20 protein-coding genes and 1 pseudogene are annotated in these 22490 nt (G+C 71.4%); 9 read left to right on the forward strand and 12 right to left on the reverse strand.

All coding sequences use genetic code 11. From position 1 onward, the window contains the following. Nucleotides 1-93 precede the first annotated feature (93 nt). From gap to ACIBHY_RS07805, 5 genes are all read left to right on the forward strand, one after another. The gene (gene gap / locus ACIBHY_RS07785) at nt 94-1098 is read left to right on the forward strand and encodes a type I glyceraldehyde-3-phosphate dehydrogenase (protein WP_379617625.1); all 1005 of its coding nucleotides are present in this window, start codon (nt 94-96) and stop codon (nt 1096-1098) included. Next, complete coding sequence (locus tag ACIBHY_RS07790) at nt 1095-2267, forward strand: phosphoglycerate kinase (RefSeq protein ID WP_397250232.1); 1173 nt, start codon at nt 1095-1097, stop codon at nt 2265-2267. The genes gap and ACIBHY_RS07790 overlap by 4 nt, the downstream gene beginning before the upstream one ends. Continuing rightward, nucleotides 2264-3040, forward strand: a complete 777-nt coding sequence (gene tpiA, locus ACIBHY_RS07795; RefSeq protein WP_397250230.1) for a triose-phosphate isomerase — start codon at nt 2264-2266, stop codon at nt 3038-3040. Before ACIBHY_RS07790 ends, tpiA begins: the two co-directional genes overlap by 4 nt. A 99-nt stretch (nt 3041-3139) precedes the next feature. Then, nucleotides 3140-3370: a preprotein translocase subunit SecG gene (secG, locus tag ACIBHY_RS07800; RefSeq protein WP_184974103.1), complete on the forward strand. Its 231-nt coding sequence runs from the start codon at nt 3140-3142 to the stop codon at nt 3368-3370. 70 nt (nt 3371-3440) lie between these two features. Beyond that, a complete protein-coding gene (locus ACIBHY_RS07805; RefSeq protein ID WP_184974105.1) occupies nt 3441-3785 on the forward strand; it encodes an RNA polymerase-binding protein RbpA in 345 nt (114 codons plus the stop codon). 170 nt (nt 3786-3955) lie between these two features. Here ACIBHY_RS07805 and ACIBHY_RS07810 read toward each other — a convergent pair whose 3' ends face one another. Both ACIBHY_RS07810 and ACIBHY_RS07815 read right to left on the reverse strand, forming a co-directional pair. Continuing rightward, nucleotides 3956-5560: an amidohydrolase gene (locus ACIBHY_RS07810; protein ID WP_397306269.1), complete on the reverse strand. Its 1605-nt coding sequence runs from the start codon at nt 5558-5560 to the stop codon at nt 3956-3958. Between the two features lie 16 nt (nt 5561-5576). Further along, nucleotides 5577-6968, reverse strand: a complete 1392-nt coding sequence (locus ACIBHY_RS07815; RefSeq protein WP_397306270.1) for an NAD(P)/FAD-dependent oxidoreductase — start codon at nt 6966-6968, stop codon at nt 5577-5579. A 96-nt stretch (nt 6969-7064) separates the two neighbouring features. Between ACIBHY_RS07815 and ACIBHY_RS07820 the strand changes: the two genes are divergently transcribed. Continuing rightward, complete coding sequence (locus ACIBHY_RS07820; RefSeq protein WP_397250224.1) at nt 7065-8099, forward strand: GNAT family N-acetyltransferase; 1035 nt, start codon at nt 7065-7067, stop codon at nt 8097-8099. A 248-nt stretch (nt 8100-8347) separates the two neighbouring features. Here ACIBHY_RS07820 and ACIBHY_RS07825 read toward each other — a convergent pair. Continuing rightward, nucleotides 8348-8744: pseudogene (locus tag ACIBHY_RS07825) on the reverse strand (Clp protease N-terminal domain-containing protein); the annotation flags it as partial. Nucleotides 8745-8831: 87 nt separating this feature from the next. On the opposite strand from ACIBHY_RS07825, the gene ACIBHY_RS07830 reads away from it, so the two are divergent. Beyond that, nucleotides 8832-9602: a hypothetical protein gene (locus ACIBHY_RS07830; RefSeq protein WP_397306271.1), complete on the forward strand. Its 771-nt coding sequence runs from the start codon at nt 8832-8834 to the stop codon at nt 9600-9602. On the opposite strand, the gene ACIBHY_RS07835 is transcribed toward ACIBHY_RS07830, so the two are convergent. Beyond that, nucleotides 9599-10189: a dihydrofolate reductase family protein gene (locus ACIBHY_RS07835; protein WP_397306272.1), complete on the reverse strand. Its 591-nt coding sequence runs from the start codon at nt 10187-10189 to the stop codon at nt 9599-9601. The two genes, ACIBHY_RS07830 and ACIBHY_RS07835, sit on opposite strands and share 4 nt — an antisense overlap. Nucleotides 10190-10263: 74 nt before the next feature. Then, a complete protein-coding gene (locus tag ACIBHY_RS07840; RefSeq protein WP_397306273.1) occupies nt 10264-11013 on the reverse strand; it encodes a class I SAM-dependent methyltransferase in 750 nt (249 codons plus the stop codon). Between the two features lie 123 nt (nt 11014-11136). On the opposite strand from ACIBHY_RS07840, the gene add reads away from it, so the two are divergent. After that, nucleotides 11137-12150 (forward strand): adenosine deaminase, encoded by a 1014-nt coding sequence (gene add / locus ACIBHY_RS07845; RefSeq protein ID WP_397306274.1) that lies wholly within the window; start codon nt 11137-11139, stop codon nt 12148-12150. 180 nt (nt 12151-12330) lie between these two features. On the opposite strand, the gene ACIBHY_RS07850 is transcribed toward add, so the two are convergent. Further along, nucleotides 12331-13518, reverse strand: a complete 1188-nt coding sequence (locus ACIBHY_RS07850; RefSeq protein WP_397306275.1) for a S8 family serine peptidase — start codon at nt 13516-13518, stop codon at nt 12331-12333. Nucleotides 13519-13716: 198 nt separating this feature from the next. Here ACIBHY_RS07850 and ACIBHY_RS07855 point away from each other — a divergent pair, with 198 nt between their 5' ends. Then, nucleotides 13717-14253, forward strand: a complete 537-nt coding sequence (locus tag ACIBHY_RS07855) for a hypothetical protein (RefSeq protein ID WP_397306276.1) — start codon at nt 13717-13719, stop codon at nt 14251-14253. Here ACIBHY_RS07855 and pgl read toward each other — a convergent pair. From pgl to tkt, 6 genes are read right to left on the reverse strand one after another with little or no spacing between them, the layout of a single operon-like run. Next, on the reverse strand, nt 14194-14967 hold the full coding sequence (gene pgl / locus ACIBHY_RS07860) for a 6-phosphogluconolactonase (protein WP_397250210.1): 774 nt from the start codon (nt 14965-14967) through the stop codon (nt 14194-14196). The two genes, ACIBHY_RS07855 and pgl, sit on opposite strands and share 60 nt — an antisense overlap. 8 nt (nt 14968-14975) lie before the next feature. Continuing rightward, nucleotides 14976-15887 carry a glucose-6-phosphate dehydrogenase assembly protein OpcA gene (gene opcA / locus ACIBHY_RS07865; RefSeq protein ID WP_397250208.1) on the reverse strand — a complete coding sequence of 304 codons (912 nt, stop codon included), beginning with the start codon at nt 15885-15887 and terminating at the stop codon, nt 14976-14978. Continuing rightward, nucleotides 15884-17485: a glucose-6-phosphate dehydrogenase gene (zwf, locus tag ACIBHY_RS07870; RefSeq protein ID WP_397250206.1), complete on the reverse strand. Its 1602-nt coding sequence runs from the start codon at nt 17483-17485 to the stop codon at nt 15884-15886. Before zwf ends, opcA begins: the two co-directional genes overlap by 4 nt. Nucleotide 17486: 1 nt before the next feature. Continuing rightward, the gene (locus tag ACIBHY_RS07875; RefSeq protein ID WP_397250204.1) at nt 17487-19097 is read right to left on the reverse strand and encodes a glucose-6-phosphate isomerase; all 1611 of its coding nucleotides are present in this window, start codon (nt 19095-19097) and stop codon (nt 17487-17489) included. After that, complete coding sequence (gene tal, locus ACIBHY_RS07880; protein WP_397250202.1) at nt 19097-20194, reverse strand: transaldolase; 1098 nt, start codon at nt 20192-20194, stop codon at nt 19097-19099. The genes ACIBHY_RS07875 and tal overlap by 1 nt, the downstream gene beginning before the upstream one ends. Before the next feature lies 1 nt (nt 20195). Next, nucleotides 20196-22226 carry a transketolase gene (tkt, locus tag ACIBHY_RS07885; RefSeq protein ID WP_397250326.1) on the reverse strand — a complete coding sequence of 677 codons (2031 nt, stop codon included), beginning with the start codon at nt 22224-22226 and terminating at the stop codon, nt 20196-20198. Between the last annotated feature and the right edge of the window lie 264 nt (nt 22227-22490).

Genomic DNA, 22490 nt, shown 5'->3' on the forward strand with positions numbered 1-22490 from the left:
GGCGGGGGTTGCAGTGGTCTAAACCAATTTAGGTCCGATAGGGTTCGTGATTGAGGTTTCAGCCCGCCATCACGTTCGAGGAGATCGGTTCCCGTGAGCATCCGCGTAGGCGTCAACGGCTTCGGCCGCATCGGTCGTAACTTCTGGCGCGCGGTCGCCGCCAGCGGCAAGGACATCGAGATCGTGGCCGTCAACGACCTGACGGACAACGCGACGCTCGCCCACCTGCTGAAGTACGACAGCATCCTGGGCCGCCTGCCGTACGAGGTGAAGGCCACTGCCGACGAGATCGTCGTCGACGGGAAGACCATCAAGGCCTTCGCCGAGCGCGACCCGGCCAAGCTGCCCTGGGGCGATCTGGGCGTGGACGTCGTGGTCGAGTCGACCGGCTTCTTCACCGACGCCAACAAGGCCAAGGTGCACGCCGAGAACGGCGCGAAGAAGGTCATCATCTCCGCCCCGGCGAAGAACGAGGACGTGACCGTCGTCATGGGTGTCAACCACGACACCTACGACCCGGCCAGCCACACGGTCATCTCCAACGCCTCCTGCACGACCAACTGCCTGGCCCCGCTGGCGAAGGTGCTCAACGACTCCTTCGGCATCGAGAAGGGCCTGATGACCACCATCCACGCCTACACGCAGGACCAGAACCTGCAGGACGGCCCGCACGGCGACCTGCGCCGCGCCCGCGCCGCCGCGCTGAACGTGGTGCCCACCTCAACCGGCGCCGCCAAGGCGATCGGCCTGGTGCTGCCCGAGCTGAAGGGCAAGCTCGACGGCTTCGCGATGCGCGTGCCGATCCCCACGGGCTCGGCCACCGACCTCACCGTCGAGGTCCGCCGCGACGTTACCGTCGACGAGGTCAAGGCCGCCTACAAGGCCGCCGCCGAGGGCCCGCTCAAGGGCTACCTGACCTACACCGAGGACGAGATCGTCTCCAGCGACATCGTCACCGACCCGGCCTCCTGCATCTTCGACGCCGGGCTCACCAAGGTGATCGGCAACCAGGTCAAGGTCATCGGCTGGTACGACAACGAGTGGGGCTACTCCAACCGCCTGGCCGACCTCATCGAGCTGGTGGGCAAGGACCTGTGACCTTCGCAGACACCGACGTCAGGGGCCGGCGCGTGCTGGTGCGCGCCGACCTCAACGTGCCGCTGGACGGCGAGACGATCACCGACGACGGGCGCATCCGCGCCTCGGTGCCGACGATCAGGGCCCTGGCCGAGCAGGGCGCCAAGGTCGTCGTCTGCGCCCACCTGGGCCGCCCCAAGGGCGAGCACAACCAGAAGTACTCGCTGAAGCCCGTCGCCGCCCGCCTGGGCGAGCTGCTGGGCCGCGAGGTCGCCTTCTCCGGGAAGGTCGTGGACGGCGAGCTCGTCGACGGCCTCAAGGACGGCGAGGTGGCGCTGCTGGAGAACCTGCGGTTCGAGCCGGGCGAGGAGTCCAAGGACGACGACGCCCGCGGCGCCTTCGCGCGGGAGCTGGCGGGCCTGGCCGACCTCTACGTCGGCGACGGGTTCGGCGCCGTGCACCGCAAGCACGCCAGCGTCTACGACGTGCCGCGGCTGCTGCCCCACGTCATGGGCGGGCTGGTGGCGGCCGAGGTCGAGGTGCTGAAGCGGCTCACCGAGAACCCCGAGCGCCCCTACGTCGTGATCCTGGGCGGCGCCAAGGTCTCCGACAAGCTCGGCGTCATCGCCAACCTGCTCACCAAGGTCGACCGGCTGCTGATCGGCGGCGGCATGGCGTACACCTTCCTGAAGGCCCAGGGCTACGAGGTCGGCCAGTCGCTCCTGCAGGAGGACCAGCTCGACCAGGTGCGCGGCTTCCTCTCCGAGGCGATCAAGCGCGGCGTGGAGCTGGTGCTCCCGGTGGACGTCCTGGCGGCCACGCACTTCGCCGAGGACGCGCCGTACGAGGTCGTGGCGGCCACCGAGATCCCGGCCGACCGCCAGGGGCTCGACATCGGCCCGAAGACCCGCGAGCTGTTCGCGACCAAGCTCGCCGACGCGCGCACCGTCTTCTGGAACGGCCCGATGGGCGTCTTCGAGTTCGAGGACTACGCCGGGGGAACACGGGCGGTCGCCGAGGCGTTGATCCGCTCGCAGGCCTTCACGGTCGTGGGCGGCGGCGACTCCGCCGCGGCCGTACGCAGGTTGGGCCTGCCCGAGGACGGCTTCTCCCACATCTCGACCGGTGGTGGCGCTAGCCTCGAGTACCTCGAAGGAAAGACCCTTCCCGGGCTGGAGGCCCTTCAGTGAGAAAGCCGCTCATCGCCGGCAACTGGAAGATGAACCTCAACCACCTCGAGGCCATCGCTCTGGTGCAGAAGCTCGCCTTCTCCCTGAACGACAAGGACTTCGACAAGGTGGAGGTGGCGGTGCTGCCGCCGTTCACCGACATGCGCAGCGTGCAGACGCTCGTCGACGGCGACAAGCTGCGCATCGTGTACGGCGCGCAGGACATCAGCCAGTACGACGGCGGCGCCTACACCGGCGAGGTGTCCGGCGCCATGCTCGCCAAGCTGGGCTGCACGTTCGTCACCGTCGGCCACTCCGAGCGGCGCGAGTACCACAACGAGGACGACGAGCTGGTCAACGCCAAGGTGCTGGCCGCCTACCGGCACTCGATCACGCCGATCCTGTGCGTGGGCGAGGGCCTGCCGGTACGGCAGGCGGGCGGCCAGGTGGCGTATTCCGTGTCACAACTCGATGCCGCTCTGCGCAAAGTCACGCCGGAGCAGGCAAAATCGATAGTGGTGGCCTACGAACCGGTCTGGGCGATCGGCACCGGCGAGGTGGCCACCCCACAGGACGCGCAGGAGGTCTGCGGGGCGCTGCGAAAGCGACTCGCTGAGCTCTACGACGCCGAAGTGGCCGCCGCGGTCCGTATCCTGTACGGAGGATCGGTGAAGTCAGGCAACATCGCCGGGATCATGGCTCAGCCCGACGTCGACGGCGCGCTCGTGGGCGGCGCCAGCATCGACGCCGGGGAGTACGTCAAGATCTGCCGATTCGGCGAATTGTCCGGCTAACTGGGTCGTTCAGGGGGTGCGACTTGACACCAGGTCGTACCCTCTAGAAGCAAGTTTGAATCGTCACGCGTAACAGTGGATTGAAGGAACAGGCATACCGTGGAAATCGGAATCTCCATCGCCCTCATCCTGGCGAGCCTTCTCATGATCCTGCTCGTCCTGCTCCACAAGGGTAAGGGTGGCGGTCTGTCTGACATGTTCGGCGGCGGTTTCTCGTCGAACTTCGGCGGCTCGTCCGTGGTGGAGCGCAACCTCGACCGGCTGACCGTCATCACCGGCGTGGTCTGGTTCGTCTGCATCATCGCGCTCGGCCTGCTGCTCAAGCCCTGAGCTTCCCGGCGACGCGTGACAGTGATTCTCCCCCCGCCGCTCGCGGGGCGATCGAGCAAGGAGTTCATCCGTGGGTAGTGGCAACGCGATCCGTGGCAGCCGTGTCGGCGCCGGCCCGATGGGGGAGGCCGAGCGCGGCGAGGCAGCTCCCAGAGTGCGGGTCTCGTTCTGGTGCGCCAACATGCATGAGACGCGACCCAGCTTCGCCAGTGACGCGGCCGTCCCCGAGCACTGGGACTGCCCGCGCTGTGGCCTCCCGGCCGGTCAGGACGAGGCGGCCCCGCCCGCTCCTCCGAAGAACGAGCCGTACAAGACGCACCTGGCCTATGTGAAGGAGCGCCGGAGCGACAAGGACGGCAAGGCGATTCTGGAGGAGGCGCTCGAGCGCCTGCGCAACAACAAGTCGCCCTGGTAGACGCTGACCCGGTTCGACGGAAGCCCCCGCGCCCTCGCGGGGGCTTCCGCATGTTCCCGGCGTGCGCGCTCCGGGGTGGTGGACGCGCAGCCCGATCCTTCACAGCATCGGTGTCCGCGACGACGACACGAGGGGAACCTTCGGTGAAGGCGCGGACAACGCTCCCGTGCTCAGCCGGCGTAGACCTGCTCGCCGTCCACGAACGTACGGCGCACGCGAGTCGTCCAGATCTCGCTGTCGGGCAGCGTGAACGGGTTGCGGTCGAGCACCACCAGGTCGGCGGGACGGCCCTGCTCGATGACGCCCGCCGGGGAGCGGTTGATCCACGCCGATCCGGCCGTGTACGCGGTGAGCGCCTCGGCCAGGCCGATCCGCTGGCCGGGCAGGAACGGCGTGCGCGCGGTCGGGTAGTGCGCGTGCACAGAGCCGCCGGGCTCGGTCCTGTTGACCGCCACGTGCAGGCCCTGCAGCGGGTCGGCGCTGGAGACCGGCCAGTCGCTGCCCGCGCAGAAGCGGGTGCCGTGGCCGAGCAGGTCGGCGAAGGGGTACTGCCACGACGAGCGTGGCTCGCCGAGGAAGGGCAGCGTCAGCTCGTCCATCTGGGCGTGGTGGGTGGCCCACAGCGCCTGCAGGTTGGCGGTGACGCCGAGCGCGGCGAAGCGCGGCACGTCCGACGGCTCGATGATCTGCAGGTGGGCGATGTGGTGGCGGTTGGCCGGGTCGGTGCCCTCGAAGCTGTCCAGCGCCTCGCGCACCGCCCGCTCGCCGATGGCGTGGAAGTGCACCTGGAAGCCGAGCCGGTCCAGTTCGCGCACGTACTCCTTGAGCTTGCCCGGGTCCACGTAGGAAAGGCCGGTGCCGCCGCACTGGCAGTACGGCTCCAGCGTCGCGGCGGTGAAGTTCTCCGTGATGCCGTCCTGCATGATCTTCACCGAGGTGGCGCGGAAACGCTCCAGTCCCTCGGCGGAGGCGCGGCGCTCCACCAGGCCGGGGATCTGCTCGGCGCCGCGGGTGCGGTCCCACCACAGCGCGCCCACCACCCGGGCCTTCAGCCGTCCTGAGCGGGCCGCCGACAGGTAGGTCGGCAACTGGTCGTCGGAGCCGGCGTAGGAGCCGACGATCGCGTCCTGCCAGCCGGTGATGCCCAGCGAGAACAGGTGCGCCTGCGCGTCCACGAGCGCGTCGTCGGCGTCCTGGGCGGTGGCGCGCGGGGTCAGCAGGCCGACGAGGTCCATGGCGCCCTCGTGCAGGACGCCGCTCGGGGTGCCGTCGGGGTCGCGCTCGATCCGGCCGTCTGCGGGGTCGGGGGTGTCCTTGGTGATCCCGGCCCGTTCCAGGGCGCGGGTGTTGACCCAGGCGGCGTGGTGGTCGCGCTGGATCAGGTAGGCGGGGCGGTCGAGGAAGTCGAGCTGCGCGCGGTGAGGCAGGCCGCCGGGGAAGGCCGACATGTCCCAGCCGCCGCCGTCGATCCACTCCTTGCCCGGATGGCCGGCGGCGTAGCGGCTGATCTCCTCGATGTAGGCGTCGAGGCCGTAGACCTCGCTCAGGTCGCACTTGGCGCGCTCCAGCCCGGCCTGGACCGGGTGGATGTGCGCGTCGGTGAAGCCGGGCACCAGCAGGCCGCCGTCCAGGTCCACGCTCTCGTGGCGGGGGGCCTGCCGTACCAGGTCGGCCTCGTCGCCCACGGCGGCGATCACGCCGTCGCGCACGAGTACGGCCTCGGCGAAGCCGCCGAGCGCGGTGAACACGCGCCCGCCGCGGAAGAGGGTCGTCATCGGGGAGTGTTCTCCTTCAGTGGCCGGTGATGAGGTCGGCGAGGCGGGCCAGGGCCGAGGTGCGGGTCATGGAGCGCTCGCGCTGGTCGGCCATACGGTACAGGCGGTACATGGAGTGCACGCCCGCCCAGCGCAGTGGCTCCGGCTCCCAGGCGCGCACCTTCCTGCCCACCCACGGCAGCGCGGTCAGCTCGGTGTCCTCGCCGAGGATCAGGTCGCGCAGGGTACGGCCGGCCAGGTTCGTCGTCGTGACCCCGTGGCCGGTGTAGCCGCCCGCCCAGCCCAGTCCGGTGTCACGGTCCAGGTGGACGGTCGAGCACCAGTCGCGCGGCACGCCCAGCACGCCGGACCAGGCGTGGGCGATCTTCGAGGAGGCGGCGGCGGGGAAGAAGTCGATCAGTATCTGCCAGAGCGCCTCGACGGTCCAGTCGTGGGTGTTGCCGCGGGCGTCGAAGCGGGAGCCGTACAGGTAGGGGCGGCCGCGGCCGCCGAAGGCGATGCGGTCGTCCTCGGTGCGCTGGGCGTAGATGTAGTAGTGGGCGAGGTCGCCCAGGAGTTCGGCGCCCTGCCAGCCGACCGTGTCCCAGAACGCCGCGGGCAGCGGCTCGGTGACGATCATGGAGCTGTTCATCGGGAGCCACTGGCGGCGCAGGCCCTTGAGCTGGGAGGTGAAGCCCTCGGTCGCGCGGATCACGTGCCGGGCCTCGGCGGTGCCGTACGGCGTGACGGCCCGATGCGGCAGGATGCGCGTGACCGGGGTGCGCTCGAAGACGCGCACGCCGAGGTCGCGCACCACGCGCGCCAGGCCGCGCACGAGCTTGGCGGGCTGGATGCGGGCGCAGTGCGGCGTCCAGACCGCGCCCACCGCGCCGGCCACGCGCAGGTGGTCGGCGGGGTCCACCACGCGCAGGTCCTCCTCGCGCAGGCCCGTCGCGCGCGCGTCCGCGACGAGCTCGCGCAGCCGTCCGGCCTGGGCGCCGGTGCGGGCCACGGTGAGTTCGCCGCCCTTGACGATGCCGGCGTCCACGTCCTCCTTGGCGCAGACCGCGATCACCTCGTCGATCGTGGCGTACATCTCCCGCTGCAGCGCCCGCGCGCCGTCCTCGCCGTGGGTCTTGGCGTAGCGCCCGTGGGAGCCGGCCAGCGCGCCGGTCAGCCAGCCGCCGTTGCGCCCGGAGGCGCCGAACCCGGCGAACTCCTGCTCCAGCACCACCACGTCGAGCGAGGGACGGGCCTTCTTGAGGTAGTACGCGGTCCACAACCCCGTGAAGCCGGCGCCGACGATGACCACGTCCGCCCGGAGGTCGCCGTTCAGGCGCGGTCCGGGCTCCGGTACGCCGGAGGAGCGATACCAGAAAGACACCTCGCCATTGACGAAGTCCTCAGCTAGTGGCACACGCGCGTTCATAGCACCCCATCTTCCAGCATTCGGGATGTAACACGCTGCATCGAAAAGGGGTGTGAGCGAAACAGAGTGTTAGCTTGTCCGAAACAGCCTCCCCGCATGCTGGAAGACATGGCATTCCTGCGCATCCGCACCACGGTCGACGAACGTCCCGGACGTCTCGCCTCGCTGGCCGCCGCCCTGGCCGGCCGGGGCGGCAACATCCTCGGCCTGAGCGTGCAGACCGACGCCGACGGGACCGTCGACGAGTTCGTCGCCGAGATCTCCGCCACACCCGAGACCGTCCGCACCGCCCTGGAGGCGGCCGGCGGACGCCGGGTCCAGGTGGTGCCCGCCACCGCCCACGAGCTGACCGACGAGCCCACCAGGGCGCTCCTGCTGGCCTCCCGGCTGCGCTCGATGCCGTGGCGCCTGCCGGAGCTGCTGGCCGAGCTGCTGCGCGCGGACGACGGCCGATGGACCTATGGTGAAGCGGTGAGCGATCTTCCCGACCCGACGCGGCTGGTGGTGCCGGTCGCCGCCCGGCGCGCCGTACGGCTGCGCCGCGCGGACCTGCCCTTCACGCTGACCGAGGCGGCGCGGGCGGCCTCCTTCGTGCGGCTGGCGCAGCCCGCCCCCGACCACTCCACCGCCGAGCAGGGCGTCCGGCTGGCCGACGGCGCCCAGGTCACGGTCAAGCCGCTCACCGGCATCTACCGCGAGGCCGTCCGCGACCTGCACGACCGGTGCTCGCCCGAGGCGCGCAGGTTCCGCTACTTCACCTCGATGCCGGCGCTGCCGCCGCGCATGTTCGAGCGCCTCTGCGACCGCACCCGCGGCCACTCCCTCGTGGCCGGGCACGACGGCCAGGTCGTGGCCATGGCGAACCTGATGTTCACGCCGGATCCCGGCATCGCCGAGATGGCCTTCCTGGTCGAGGACCGCTGGCAGGGGCGCGGTCTGGGCGCGGCGCTGGCCAGGATGCTGGTGACCGAGGCGCGCGACCAGGGCTACGCCGAGGTGCGGGCCACGATGCTCTCCGACAACGTCAGGATGCGCCGCCTGCTCGTCTCCCTGGGCGCGACGCTGGGCTACACCGACGACCCCGGCGTGGTCGAGTCGCGACTTCCGGTCGGCGCCCTGACCTCGGCCTGACGTCCCCGCCGCGGAAAGGCCTCAGCCTGATGCGGCTTCGCCCCCGTCGTCCTTCCCGCCGGGCTCGCGGCCCTCGGCGGGCGGGTCGTCCGGACGGGCGATGCCCAGGTGCCGCTCGATCCGCCGCAGGCTCGCCTCGATGCGCGTCAGCCGTTCCTCCAGATGGGTCGCCCGCGGCCCGATCAGCGGATCGGCCAGGCTCTCCGGGTTGCGGCCGCGGGTCTTCTCCACGACCTTCGCCCGCAGGGCGCTCAGGTTCGCGCCCTGCTTGACCAGGACCTGCGCGGCCACCCCCTCGCCCTCCCTGATCAGGCCGAGCAGGATGTGCTCCGTGCCGATGTAGTTGTGGTGCAGCTGCAACGCCTCGCGCAGCGACAGCTCCAGCACCTTCTTGGCCCGCGGCGTGAACGGGATGTGCCCCGACGGCGACGCCTGGCCGTGCCCGATGATCTGCTCCACCTCCACGCGGACCTCGGGCAGCGCGATGCCGTTCTCCCGCAGCACCATGGCGGCGATTCCCTCGCCCTCATGGATCAGCCCGAGCAGGAGATGCTCGGTGCCGATGTAGTTGTGATTGAGCATCCTGGCCTCTTCCTGGGCCAGAACGACCACGCGGCGGGCACGGTCGGTGAAACGCTCGAACACGGGGGCCTCCCGGCTAAGAGGGCTGACTCCACTATGCGCTACAAACCCCCCGATGGGGGGTAATTGACAGGTGTGGATCTTGACGAGGTGGCGGACCGCCTGTATGGCCTCCCGCCTGCCGACTTCACCGCCGCACGCACCGCCGAGGCCGCCGCGGCGAAGGAGTCCGGGCAGGTACGGCTGGCGCGCGAGATCGCCGCGCTGCGCAAGCCCACGGTCTCGGCCGGAGCGGTCAACCGCGCCCGCAGGGAACATCCCGACCTGCTGGCCGAGCTCCTGTCGGTGGGGGAGGACCTGCGCGCCGCCTGGGCCGAGGGCGACGCCGACGCGCTCGCCGAACTGACCAGGCGCCGCGGCGAGGTGACCGGCAAGCTCGCCCGGCTCCTGCGCCAGGGCGGCCTGTCCGGCGCGGCGGCCACGGAGGCCGACCAGACCCTCGACGCGGCCGTGGTGGACGAGGAGGCGGCGGGCCTCGTACGGCTCGGCCGCCTGGTGAAGCCGCTCAGCTACAGCGGTTTCGGCGGACCCTCCGGGCTGCCGTCGGCCGGGCCGGGGCTGGGCCGTACCTCCGCCCGGCCCCGCCGCGCCACCCGCTCACCGGAGGAGGTGGAGCGGGAGCGGCGCGAGGCCGGGGAACGGCGGGCCAGGGAACTGGCCCAGGCCGAGTCCGACTACCAGGAGTGGCGGGACACGCTGGCGCTGGCCGTTCAGGAGCTGGACGAGCGCTCGGAGAAGGTGGCCAGGCTGGAGAAGAAGCTGGCCAAGGCCCGCAAGAAGCAGAACGAGAGCCACCAGCGCGTCGAGGTCGCCCGCCGGGAGGAGCGCCTGGCCCGCCAGCGCCTGGAGAAGGCGCACTAGAGCGGGCTGACGACGCGGTAGCGCGCGACGATCGCGCCGCCGTCGAACACCCGCGTGTCGGCGAGCTGCAGGCCGAGGTCGGCGGTCAGGCCGTCGAACATCCTCGGTCCCGAGCTCAGGACGGCGGGGGTGACGGCGAACAGGTACTCGTCGATCAGCCCGGGGGCGGCGGCGAGCGGCGCGAGCGTGTCCGGGCCGCAGGACAGGATGACGTCCCCGCCGTCCTCGCGCTTCAGCGCCGTGAGCTCGGCGACGAGGTCGCCGCCGACGACCAGGCGTTCGGGCGTGGAGCGCAGGGTCCGGGAGAAGACGACCTTGGCCATGGCCCGCTGCCGCCGGGCGAAGCCGTGGTCGGCGGCGGTGAGGGGGCCGTCGCCGGGGTTCTCGCCGCGCGCGACCCGGTCCCACCAGGGCACGATCGTCTCGTACGCCGTCCTGCCCAGCGCCCAGGTGTCGGCACGGGCGAACTGCCCGGTGATGTACGCGGTCTCCTCCTCGCCCCACGGGAACGGCTCCCAGAACTCACCGGCGGCGTTGGCGATGCGGTTGTCCAGGGTGGTCTGCATGTGGAACACGATCTTGCGCACCTGAAGCGCCTCCTTGCGTTCGGCTCACGTGTAGGGCAGACCCTTCCGGACGCGCGAAGTCATCGCCGCCCCGGCTAGCGGGTGGCGTGGGCCAGGTGGGCGCAGACCGGGAAGCCCTGCTCGGCGTAGGGGGCGGCCAGGGCGAAGTAGGCCTGGCGGACGCGCTCCACGGTGGCCGCGTCCTGTTCGAGGATGAACGCGAAGCGCGGCCCGGCGGCGCCGGTGACGTCGTCCCACCAGGTGGCGAGGTCGACGCGGTGGCGCCAGCGGATGGTGTCGACCGCGCCGCCGGAGAAGCCGGTCTTCCCGAGCAGCGCGGTGAAGGCCGCGGGGCTGGTGTACCGGTCGAAGTCGCGCGGCGGGTCCGGGTCCCGGGGGAGTCCGGCGGAGGCGGCGGCGTCGGCCAGCAGGGTGGTGGCGGGCATCTCGTCGCGCTTCCACCAGCTCAGGGCGAGGGTGCCGCCGGGGCGCAGGACGCGGTGGAGTTCGGCGAGGGTGGCCGGGGTGCCGGGGGCGTGCTGGATGACGAAGTTGCCCGCCACCGCGTCGAAGCCGCCCTCGGGGAAGGGGAGCTCGGGCAGGGTGGCCAGCCGGACGGCGGCGTGGGGGTGGGCGCGGGCGGTGTACTCCAGCATGTCCAGGTCGGAGTCCACGGCGGTGACGTCGGCGCCCAGCGCCAGGGCCGCCGCGGTCACCACGCCGGTGCCGCAGCCGAGGTCCAGAAGTCGTGGGGCGCGGCTCTTGCGGACGAGGTTGAGCAGCGGGTCCACGGTGTGGGCGGTGAGGCTCGCGAAGCCGCGGGCGTACACCTGGGGGTTGGTCACGGTCGGCAGCCTAGCGGGGGAGATGCCGGGGGCGCGTCTTGTAACCCTAAAGCTTACATTCTTGTGTGAAATTTCGCTGTAAAGCCTGTCGTTGCCCGTTTGGGGCGACTTATGGTCGTCCGCATGACGATCGACGCCTTCATCGACGCCCTGCCCAAGGTGGAACTCCACGTCCATCTGGTCGGCTCCGCCTCGGTTTCCACGGTGCTGGAACTGTCACGGCGCCACCCCGGCAGCGGCGTGCCCACCAGCGAGGAGGAACTCCGCGCGTTCTACACCTTCACCGACTTCCCCCACTTCGCCCGTGTCTACCAGGCGGTCAACGCCCTGGTCCGCGACCCGGAGGACGTCGCCACCCTGGTGCTGGGCCTGGCCCGCGACCTGTCCGCCCAGAACGCCCGCTACGCCGAACTCCAGGTGACCCCGTACGCCCACGCGATCATGGGCATGCCGATGCGCGAGGTGACAGAGGCCCTGAACCTCGCCGCCACCGCCTCCCGCGAGGACCACGGCGTCGAGATGGCCTACATCTTCGACATCCCCGGCGAGTGCGGCGAAGAGGCCGCCCGGATCACCCTCGACCACGCGCTCAACGAACCTCCCGCCGCATTGGTAGGTTTCGGCCTGGGCGGGATCGAACAGAAGCGTCCGCCCTTCCGCGACACGTTCCGCGACGCCTTCGCCGCGGCCCGCGCCGCCGGCCTGCACAGCGTCCCGCACGGCGGCGAGATGTCCGGCCCGGAGACGATCTGGGAGGTCATCGAGGGCCTGGGCGCCGAGCGCGTCGGCCACGGCATCAACTGCCTGGGCGACGAGCGCCTGGTCGCCCACCTGCGCGAGACGCAGCTCCCGCTGGACGTCTGCCCGACCTCGAACGTCTGCACCGGCCAGGTCGCCCGCATCGAGGACCACCCGCTGCCGCGCCTGCTGGAGGAGGGCCTGTACGTCACGCTGAACAGCGACGACCCGCCCATGTTCGCGACCACGCTGTCCCAGGAGTACCGAGTGGCCCACACCTTGGGCCTGGGGGCTGACCAACTCGCCCAGCTGGCCCGCAACGGCGTGAACGCCTCCTACCTGCCCAAGGAAGCCAAGCACACTCTCCTGGCCGAAATCGACGCAGTGCCGACCCCCTGACCGCGGCCGCCGGGCACCCCCTGCCACGGCGCGGGCCCACGGGGCGCTCGTCACGGCGAGCGGCCCCGTGGGCCCTCACGACCGGCCAGGACGGGGGCCCGCGCACGTCGGCGCGTGCGGGTCAGCCCGGCTTGCCGTAACCCATAAGGGCGGTGAAACCCGAACCGAAACCCGCAGGCGTCACAGGCCCGGGGTGTAGAGGAGGCGGTTGGGGGAGCCGGAGCCGGGGCTGCGGACGACGCCGGTGGTGGAGTTGGCGACGATGGCGTCGCGGACCTGCTGCGGGGTCGCGGTCGGATGGCCCTGCAGGTACGCGGCGGCGGCCCCCGCGACATGCGGCGCCGACATCGAGGTGCCGCTGATCGTGTTGGTGGCGCTGTCGGAGGTGTTCCAGGCCGAGGTGATGTTGTAGCCGGGCGCGAACAGGTCCACGCACGGGCCGCGGTTGCCCCACGACGGCTTGGTGTCGGAGATGTTCGTGATCGACACCGTGATCGCCTCGGGCACCCTGGCCGGCGACTGCGTGCAGGCGTCCAGCGCGAACAGCCCGAACAGCCCGTTGCCCGCCGCGATCGCGTAGCCGACGCCGGAGGCGATCGAGCCCTTCACCGCGTCGTCCAGCGCGGTGTTCGCGGAGCCGCCGAGGCTCATGTTCGCGACGGCGGGCTTGACGGCGTTGGCGGTGACCCAGTCGATGCCGGCCACGACCTGGGCCGTGGTGCCGGAGCCCTGGCAGTTCAGGACGCGCACGCCGACCAGCGTCACGAGCTTGGCCACGCCGTGGGCGGTGCCGCCGGTCGTCCCGGCGACGTGGGTGCCGTGGCCGTTGCAGTCGTTGCCGTTCTGGCCGTCGCCGATGGCGTCGTACCCGATCGAGGCGCGGCCGCCGAAGTCGCCGTGGCTCGGCCTGATGCCGGTGTCGATGATGTACGCCCGCACGCCCTGCCCGGTGGGCCCGTAGGTGTAGGAGCTGTTGAGCGGCAGGTTGCGCTGGTCGATCCGGTCCAGTCCCCAGGACGGCGGGTTGGGCTGGGTGTCGGAGGCGCGGTGGACGGCGTTCTGCTGCACGTAGGCGACGGCCGGGTCGGCGGCCAGGCGGCGCGCCTGCCGCTCGGTGGCGTTCACGGCGAAGCCGCGCAGCGCGTGCCGGTACTCGGCGAACGTCGTGCCCCCGTGCCGCGCGGTCAGGTCGCCGGCCCGTGCGCGTACCTCGCCGGAATCCTTGAGCACCACGATGTAGCTGCCGGGGATCGGTTCGGCCTCCGGGGTGAGGATGGCCGGGGCGGGGTCGGCGAGCGCGGGGGCGGTGCTCGCCAGGACGGTGGCGGCGGCCGCGGCCAGGGCGGCTGCCCAGCGGAACAACGCCATGGGGGTATCCCTTCGTGAGGATTCGCCCCCGAAGCTAAACGCGACTCTTGCTCATGACAAGGCCTAACATTTCTGGTCAGGCGGCGGGCGTACACCCAGGGGCCGATCCCGCCCGCCCGCGCGTACACGCGGCGCGGTACCCGCACGGACTCTCCGCGCCGGACGCGGCCCGAGCCGCGAACCCGGACCCTGGACGTCATGAGACTGGGAACGAGAACCCGCAAGGTCGTCCTGGTCGGCCACGTCGTCTCGGTGAGCGCGTGGATCGGCATCGACCTCGCGCTCGGCGTGCTCGTGCTGACCGCGATGCTCACGGACAACACCGCCACCGCCGCGACCGCCTTCCAGGCCGCGCACCTGATCGCCGTCTGGCCGATGCTCATCGCCAGCCTGCTCGGCCTGGCCACCGGTGTCACGCTGGGCCTGGGCGGCAGGTACGGGCTGATCCGCTACTGGTGGGTGGCGGCCAAACTGACGATCAACCTGGCCATGACGACGCTGATCTACTTCTCCCTGCGCCCGGGGTTGTACGAGGCGGCCGAGCACGGACGGCGGCTGGCGGCGGGTGACACCGCCGCGCAGCCGCCGGACCAGCTGCTCTACCCGATCTTCGTGGCCCCGAGCCTGCTGCTGGTCGCCGTCGTGCTGTCGATCTTCAAGCCGTGGGGCCGCGTCTCACGGCGAGGCGATACGGCCAAGCCCCGCCGGTATCTTCGCCGCCGCGGCGCGATCTAGCAGGAACAACGTACGGCCGCGCCCGCGCGCGCCCGCCGCGGGCACCTGCACCGGGCCGGAGTCGGACAGCGCCAGCCGCACCGACCCGGCCTTCTCCGCTCCAGCCGCCACCACCCACACCTCGCGCGCGGCCTGGATCGTCGGCAGCGTCAGCGAGATCCGCGTCGGCGGCGGCTTGGGCGAGCCGTGCACCGCCACGACCGGCCGCGTGTCGTACAGCGCCGGCATTCCCGGGAACAGCGAGGCCACGTGGGCGTCGGGCCCCATGCCGAGCAGCATCACGTCGAAGCTCGGCGCCGGCCCGTGGTCCTCCGGCCGCGCCGCCGCACGCAGTTCCGCGGTGTAGGCGTCGGCCGACTCCTCGGCGGTCATCCCCGAGTCCGGCCCGCGCATGACGTGCACCCGGGCCGGGTCGAGGTCGACGTGGTCGAGCAGCGCCTTGCGGGCGCCGGTCTCGTTGCGCTCGGGGTCGCCCTCCGGCAGGAACCGCTCGTCGCCCCACCACACGTCCAGCCTCGGCCAGTCGACGGCGTCGCGGGCAGGGGTCGCGGCGATCGCGGCCAGCGTGGCGATGCCGACCGAGCCGCCGGTCAGCACGATCGAGGCCCACCCCTTCGCCGACTGCGCGTCGACCAGCCGCGTGATGATCCGGGCGGCCACGGCCTTGGCCAGCACGTCGGCGTCGCGATGGACGACCACAGAAGGAACACTCACCGGCATTCTCACCCCTTGTAGGACTTGGCCAGCCGCTTGACCGCCGCCTCGTAGATCTCATCGGAATCGAGGCGGCGCAGCTCCTCGGCCAGCAGTTCCGCCGTGGTCCTCCTGGCCAGCGCCACGTTGCGGTCGGGCTGGCCGGGCCGCGACAGCGTCGCCAGGCGGGCGTCGCTGCGGCTCACGGTCAGCTCGCCGTCGGCCAGCGACAGCCGTACCGAGGTCAGGCCGGGACCCGCCGAGTCCGCCACCTTGACCGGCGCGCCCAGGCGCTCGGTCAGCCACGCCGCCAGCAGCGGCGCGCTCGGGTGCCCGGCGGTGGCCTCCACGACGCCCTTCTTCAGCTTGCCCACCGGCTGGTCGAAGGCGGCGGCCAGCAGGCTGCGCCACGGCGTCAGCCGCGCCCACGACAGGTCGGTGTCGCCGGGCGCGTAGCCCTTGGCCAGGGTCGCCAGCTCCTTGATGCCGTCGTGCACGGCCTTGGCGTCGGTGATGCGGCGCTGGGCCAGCGCGCCGATCGGGTCCTTGGCCGGGACCCGCGGCGCCGCGCCGGGCCACCACGCCACCACCGGCGTGTCGGGCAGCAGCAGCGGGCTGACCACGGAGTCGGCGTGCTCGGTCAGCTCGCCGTACAGGCGGAGCACCACGACCTCGCCCGGCGTGGACTCGCCGATCCGCAGCTCGGCGTCGAGCCGGTTGGCCTCGTCGGCCTCCCGGCTGATCACCACGAGGATGCGCGAGGGATGCTCACGGGCGGCCTCGGTGGCCGCGCGCAGGGAGTCGTACTGGTCGCGCTCGTCACAGATCACCACCAGCGTCAGCACCATCCCTATGGCGGGCGCGCCCATCTGGTGGCGCAGGTGCATGAGCTGCGCGGAGATCTTCCCCGCGGTCGTGTCCGTCAGCATGAAAGTGGTCACAGTCTTCTCCACACACGCCCGTCACGGGCCATCATCTCGTCGGCCGACGGCGGGCCCCACGAGCCGGCCGGATAGTCCTCCGGCTGGCCCTGCGTGGCCCAGAACTCCTCGATCGGGTCGAGGATCTTCCACGACAGCTCCACCTCGCGCTGGTGCGGGAACAGCGGCGGGTCGCCGATCATGACGTCCAGCAGCAGCCGCTCGTAGGCCTCGGGCGAGGACTCCATGAACGACTCGCCGTAGGCGAAGTCCATGGACACGTCGCGCACCTCCATCGCGGTGCCCGGCACCTTCGAGCCGAAGCGCACCGTGATGCCCTCGTCCGGCTGCACCCTGATGACCAGCGCGTTCTGGCCGAGGATCTCGGTGTCGTCCTTGCTGAACGGCAGGTGCGGGGCGCGCTGGAACACCACGGCCACCTCGGTCACCCGGCGCCCGAGCCGCTTGCCCGTGCGCAGGTAGAACGGGACGCCCGCCCAGCGGCGGTTGGCGATCTCCAGCTTGATGGCGGCGTAGGTCTCGGTCGTGGAGTCGGCCGGGATGCCCTCCTCCTCCAGGTAGCCGACGACCTTCTCGCCGCCCTGCCAGCCGGCCGCGTACTTGCCCCGGGCGGTGTTGTTCTTCAGGTCGGCCGGCAGGCGTACCGCCTTGAGGACCTTCTCCTTCTCCCGGCGCAGCGACGAGGCCTCGAAGGAGGTCGGGTCCTCCATCCCCACCAGCGCGAGCAGCTGCAGCAGGTGGTTCTGGATCACGTCGCGGGCCGCGCCGATGCCGTCGTAGTAGCCCGCCCGCCCGGCCAGGCCGATGTCCTCGGCCATGGTGATCTGCACGTGGTCGACGTAGGAGCGGTTCCAGATCGGCTCGTACAGGTTGTTGGCGAAGCGCAGCGCCATGATGTTCTGGACGGTCTCCTTGCCCAGGTAGTGGTCGATCCGGAAGATCGACGACTCCGGGAAGGCCTCGTTGGTGATCTCGTTGAGCTCGTGGGCGCTCTTCAGGTCGTGACCGAACGGCTTCTCGATCACCACCCGCCGCCACGAACCCTCCGGCGCGTCGGCCAGCCCCGTCCGCTTCAACTGCTTCACCACGGCGGGGAAGAACTTCGGCGGCACCGACAGGTAGAAGGCATAGTTGCCGCCCGTGCCCCGCGTCTGGTCGATCTCCTTCAACGCCATCGCCAGCGCGTCGAACGCGCCGTCGTCGGAGAACTCCCCGGGCACGAAGTGGATCCCCTCGGCCAGCTGCTTCCACACTTCCTCGCGGAACGGCGTCCTGGCGTTGGCCTTCACCGCGTCGTGCGTCAGCCGCGCGAAGTCCTGGTCCTTCCAATCACGGCGCGCGAAACCGACCAGCGAGAAGCCGGGCGGCAGCAGCCCCCGGTTGCCCAGGTCGTAGATCGCCGGCAACAACTTGCGCTTGGCCAGGTCGCCCGTCACGCCGAACAACACCATCACGCACGGTCCCGCCACCCTGGGCAGCCGCTTGTCGCGCGGGTCACGCAGCGGGTTGGCGGCCGCCACCTCAAGGGTGGTGGCGGTGCCCGCGACGGCCGCCGCCACGGTGACGGCCTCCTCTGCGGGCGCTGCCGGGTCTGTCATGTCAAGCCTCCTGTGCGGCTGCGAGCAAGTGCGCGACTCCGGTCACGCGGTCGGTCAGATGCAGGCGTACGGCAGGCCGCCCCCGGCCCGCCAGCGCCTGAAGGTCGCCCAGCGCCTGGGCCAGCTGCAGCCCGCCCAAGCTGTACGGCCGGCCGGGCACCCCGAGGTCGTCCTCCACCACGCCGGTGATCAGGACGAACACCCCGTTCCGTGGCCCGCCCTTGTGGTACTGCCCGGTGGAGTGCAGGTAGCGCGGCCCCCAGCCGAAGGTCACCGGCCGGTCGGTGCGCAGGGCGAGCAGCGCCCGCAACGTCGCCGCGTCGGCCGCCATCCAGGTGTCGGTCATCTCTTCGAAGTCGGCGCCGTCGGGCACCGGCGCGTCGAAGGCGGCCAGCCGGTCGAGGTGGGCGAGCACGGCCAGGTAGCCGTCGCCGGGCACGGCCGCCAGCAGTTCGGCCAGCAGCCCGGGAAGGTCACGGGCGGCGGTGGAGCCGTAGACCTCCACCGGGCCGTCGGTGAACGCGGGCAGCCGCTCCGCGGCCGGGTGCTCCAGCAGCGCCGCGGTGTTGCGCTTGGCCTCGGCCACGTCCGGCCGGCCGAAGGGATCGACCTCCAGCAGCCGCCCGGCCAGCGCCGTCGCGTACTCCCACACCAGGAACTGCGCCCCGAGCGGGCCGTCCACGCGCACGTCGCCGTTGTCGGAGCCGATCGCCACGACGAGCTCGTCGCCGGCCCCGCCGGGGTCGGCGGCGACGACGGGCAGGATGCCGCGGCCGTCCTTGCCGAGCGACTCGGCGACGAGCTGCTCGATCCAGTCGGGCAGCCCGGTGATCTGCGACAGCCGGTCCTCCAGGATGAGCTTGTCGCGGCCGGCCAGCGCCGCGCCGCCGAGCACCGCGCCCAGGTCGAGACCGGGGTTGCCCTCGGAGCGCGCCAGCAGCGGCGTCACCTCGTCGGCGTCGTCGAGCAGCCGCCCGATCTCCGCGCCCGCCAGGGCGCTCGGCACCAGGCCGAACGCCGACAGCGCCGAGTAGCGGCCGCCCACGTCCGGCCTGGCCAGGATCATCTGGTACCCGGCGTCGATCGCGGCCTGCTCCAGCGGCGAGCCCGGGTCGGTCACCACCACGATCCGGTCGCCGGGGTCGATCCCGGCGGCGCGGAAGGCGGACTCGAACACGCGCAGGGCGGCGTCGGTCTCGACGGTCGTGCCGCTCTTGCTGGCCACCACGAGGACGGTCCGGTCCAGGTCGTCGGCCAGCGCGCGGCGTACCTGCCGGGGGTCGCTGGTGTCGAGCACGGTCAGCGGCACGTCGGCGGTGTTGCAGATCACCTCCGCGGCCAGCGAGGAGCCGCCCATCCCGGCCAGCACGACGTTGGTCAGGCCCTGCGCCCCCGCCCACTCGGCCAGCTTGCCGATCTCCGGCAGCAGCTCGCGAGAGGTCAGGGGCAGGTCGAGCCAGCCGAGGCGGGTCGCCGCCCCGGCCGCCGCCTCCTCACCCCAGAGCCCTGGGTCGCCGGCGGCCAGCCGTGGCGGCACACCGTCGTCGAGGAGACGTACCGCGGCGGAGGAGGCGGCCGCGGCCACCCCCTCGTCGCGGATCGTGACTTCCACTAACCGGCCAGCTTCTTCGCCACGCTGTCGAGCAGCTCGGTCCAGGAGGCCTCGAACTTGTCGACGCCCTCGTCCTCCAGGACCTTCACGACGTCGTCGTAGTCGACGCCGGCCTCCTTGAGCGCGGCCATCGTGTTCCAGGCCTGCTCGTAGAAGGGGCGGATGGTGTCGCCGGTGATGTTGCCGTGGTCGGCGGTCGAATCGAGCGTCTTCTCCGGCATGGTGTTGACCGTGCCGGGCGCGACGAGGTCGTCGACGTACATCGTGTCGCGGTACTCGGGGTTCTTCACGCCGGTCGAGGCCCACAGCGGGCGCTGCGGGCGGGCGCCGGCGGCGCGCAGGCGCTGCCAGCGCTCGGAGTTCATGACCTCCTCGAAGGCCGCGTAGGCCAGGCGCGCGTTGGCCACGCCCGCCTTGCCCTTCAGCTCCGGCTTGCCGGCGGCGTCAAGGCGCTTGTCGATCTCGGTGTCGACGCGGCTGACGAAGAACGAGGCCACCGACTCGACGCCGGACAGCTTGAGCCCCTTGGCCTGCGCGGCCTCCAGGCCGGTCAGCCAGGCGTCCATCACCGCGCGGTAGCGCTCCAGCGAGAAGATCAGCGTGACGTTGACGCTGATGCCCTCGGAGATCGCCTGCGTGATCGCCGGCAGGCCCTCCAGGGTCGCCGGGATCTTGATGAACAGGTTGGGCCGGTCGACCATCCACCACAGCGCGCGGGCCTCGGCGACGGTCTTCTCCGTCTCACGGGCCAGGCGCGGGTCGACCTCCAGCGACACGCGGCCGTCCACGCCACCGGTGGCGTCGTAGACGGGGCGCAGCACGTCGGCGGCCCAGCGGATGTCGTAGGAGGTGATCGCGCGCACGGCCTCGCCCACGTCGACGCCGCGTACCGCCAGGTCCTGGATCTGGCTGTCGTAGGCGTCGCCCTTGCCGAGGGCGCCCGCGAAGATCGTCGGGTTGGAGGTGACGCCGACCACGTTCTTCTCGCGGATCAGCTGCTCCAGGTTGCCGGTGCGCAGGCGCTCACGGCTGATGTCGTCGAGCCAGATGGACACACCCTGGCCGGACAGCTTGTTCAGGATCTCGCTGCTGCTCATCTCAGTTTCCCGTCGTCTCGCCCTTGTCCTGACCGAGCTTGGCGAGGCTGGCCTTGGCCGCCGCCGCCACGCGCTCGGCCGTCAGGCCGAACTGCTCGTACAGCGTCTTGTAGGGAGCGGAAGCCCCGAAGTGCTCAAGGCTGACCGTCTCGCCCGCCTCACCCACGAACTCCCGCCAGCCGAGCGCGATTCCCGCCTCGACCGCGACACGGGCCTTGACCGAGGGCGGCAGCACACTCTGCCGGTAGGCGGAGTCCTGCCCGTTGAACCACTCCACACACGGCATCGAGACCACGCGCGCCGGGATGCCCTGCGCCTCCAGCAGTTCCCTGCCCTCCACGGCCAGCTCGACCTCGGAGCCGGTGGCGATGAGGATCACCTGCGGCTGCCCGTTGGAGGCCTCGCGCAGCACGTACGCGCCGCGCTTGACGCCCTCGGCGCTCGTGCCCTCGTAGACCGGCAGATTCTGCCGGGTCAGCGCCAGCGCGGCCGGGCGGTCGGTGTGCTCCAGCACGGCCTTCCACGCGAAGACGGTCTCGTTGGCGTCGGCCGGGCGGACCACGTCCAGGCCCGGGATCGCCCGCAGCGCCCACAGGTGCTCGACCGGCTGGTGGGTCGGGCCGTCCTCGCCGAGGCCGATCGAGTCGTGCGTCCAGACGTAGGTGACCGGCAGCTTCATCAGCGCCGCCAGGCGTACGGCCGGCCGCATGTAGTCGGAGAAGACCAGGAAGGTGCCGCCGTAGGGCCGGGTGCCGCCGTGCAGGGCGATGCCGTTGAGAATGGCGCCCATGCCGTGCTCGCGGATGCCGAAGTGCAGCGTCCGGCCGTAGCGGTTGCCGGGGAAGTCCTTGGTCTGGTGCTCCTCCGGGATGAAGGACGGCTCGCCCTTCATCGTGGTGTTGTTGGACTCGGCCAGGTCGGCCGAGCCGCCCCACAGCTCGGGCAACACGCGGGAGACGGAGTTGAGGAACTCGCCCGAGGCCTTGCGCGTGGCGACCGAGGCGCCGGCCTCGAACTCCGGCAGCGCGCTGGTCCAGTCGCCGGGCAGCTGACGGGCGGAGATGCGGTCGAGCTCGGCGGCGCGCTCAGGGTTGGCCAGGCGCCAGGCGGCGTAGCCCTTCTCCCACTCGGCGTGCGCCTCGCGGCCGCGCGCGGCCACCAGCCTCGCGTGCTCCAGCACCTCGGCAGGGACGTCGAAGGACTTCTCCGGGTCCATGTCGAGGATCTTCTTGGTGGCGGCGACCTCGTCGGCACCGAGCTTGGAGCCGTGGATCTTGCCGGTGTTCTGCTTGTTGGGCGCCGGCCAGCCGATGATCGTGCGCAGCATGATGAACGACGGCTTGCCGGTCTCGGCGCGGGCGGCTTCCAGGGCGGCGTTCAGGGCGGCGACGTCCTCGGTGTAGTCGCCGGTCTTCGTCCAGTCGACCTTCTGCACGTGCCAGCCGTAGGCCTCGTAGCGCTTGAGGATGTCCTCCGACAGCGCGATCTGCGTGTCGTCCTCGATCGAGATGTGGTTGGAGTCGAACAGCACGGTCAGGTTGCCGAGCTTCTGGTGGCCGGCGAGCGCGCTGACCTCGTGGCTGATGCCCTCCTCGATGTCACCCTCGGAGGCGACGCACCAGATGTGGTGGTCGAAGGGGCTCGTGCCGGGGGCGGCGTCCGGGTCGAACATGCCGCGCTCGCGGCGGGCGGCCATCGCCATGCCGACCGCGTTGCCGACGCCCTGGCCCAGCGGGCCGGTCGTGGTCTCCACGCCGATCGTGTGCCCGTGCTCCGGGTGGCCGGGGGTGAGGCTGTCCCACGTACGCAGGCCCTCGATGTCCTCAAGCGTCAGCCCGTAACCGGAAAGGTAGAGCTGGATGTAGAGGGTGAGGCTGGAGTGGCCGCACGACAGGACGAAGCGGTCGCGGCCGAGCCAGCTCGCGTCGGTCGGGTCGTGCCGCATCGTGCGCTGGAAGAGCAGGTAGGCGGCCGGAGCCAGGCTCATCGCCGTGCCGGGGTGGCCGGAGCCGGCCTTTTCCACCGCGTCCATCGCCAGTGCTCGGACGACGTCGACCGCCTTCTTGTCGAGGTCGGTCCATTCAAAGGTGCTCAACTGCTCGATCTCCGGAATCTCGTTGTCATAGGTGGTGCCGGTTGGCATTTCCCGCCCACACCGGACCCTAACGGAGCCGCGGTCAAGATCGATTCCCTTGCCGCTCCGTGCGTGTCCGAGAGCGGGTCACGCCCCCCATGGCCGGACCGGCCGACCCTGCTACTACAGTTTGTGTGTTCGCAGAGACGCCACGGCGTCCAT

Source organism: Nonomuraea sp. NPDC050547, assembly GCF_044457345.1.
Classification (GTDB): Bacteria; Actinomycetota; Actinomycetes; order Streptosporangiales; family Streptosporangiaceae; genus Nonomuraea.

Excerpts from the sequence above, each read along its gene's own strand:
- ACIBHY_RS07820 (WP_397250224.1), top strand. The coding sequence starts at position 7,065 with ATGCTGGAAGACATGGCATTCCTGCGCATCCGCACCACGGTCGACGAA.
- add (WP_397306274.1), top strand. The coding sequence starts at position 11,137 with ATGACGATCGACGCCTTCATCGACGCCCTGCCCAAGGTGGAACTCCAC.
- ACIBHY_RS07850 (WP_397306275.1), bottom strand. The coding sequence starts at position 13,518 with ATGGCGTTGTTCCGCTGGGCAGCCGCCCTGGCCGCGGCCGCCGCCACC.
- ACIBHY_RS07855 (WP_397306276.1), top strand. The coding sequence starts at position 13,717 with ATGAGACTGGGAACGAGAACCCGCAAGGTCGTCCTGGTCGGCCACGTC.
- ACIBHY_RS07815 (WP_397306270.1), bottom strand. The coding sequence starts at position 6,968 with ATGAACGCGCGTGTGCCACTAGCTGAGGACTTCGTCAATGGCGAGGTG.
- tal (WP_397250202.1), bottom strand. The coding sequence starts at position 20,194 with ATGAGCAGCAGCGAGATCCTGAACAAGCTGTCCGGCCAGGGTGTGTCC.
- tkt (WP_397250326.1), bottom strand. The coding sequence starts at position 22,226 with ATGGACGCGGTGGAAAAGGCCGGCTCCGGCCACCCCGGCACGGCGATG.
- zwf (WP_397250206.1), bottom strand. The coding sequence starts at position 17,485 with ATGACAGACCCGGCAGCGCCCGCAGAGGAGGCCGTCACCGTGGCGGCG.
- ACIBHY_RS07810 (WP_397306269.1), bottom strand. The coding sequence starts at position 5,560 with ATGACGACCCTCTTCCGCGGCGGGCGCGTGTTCACCGCGCTCGGCGGC.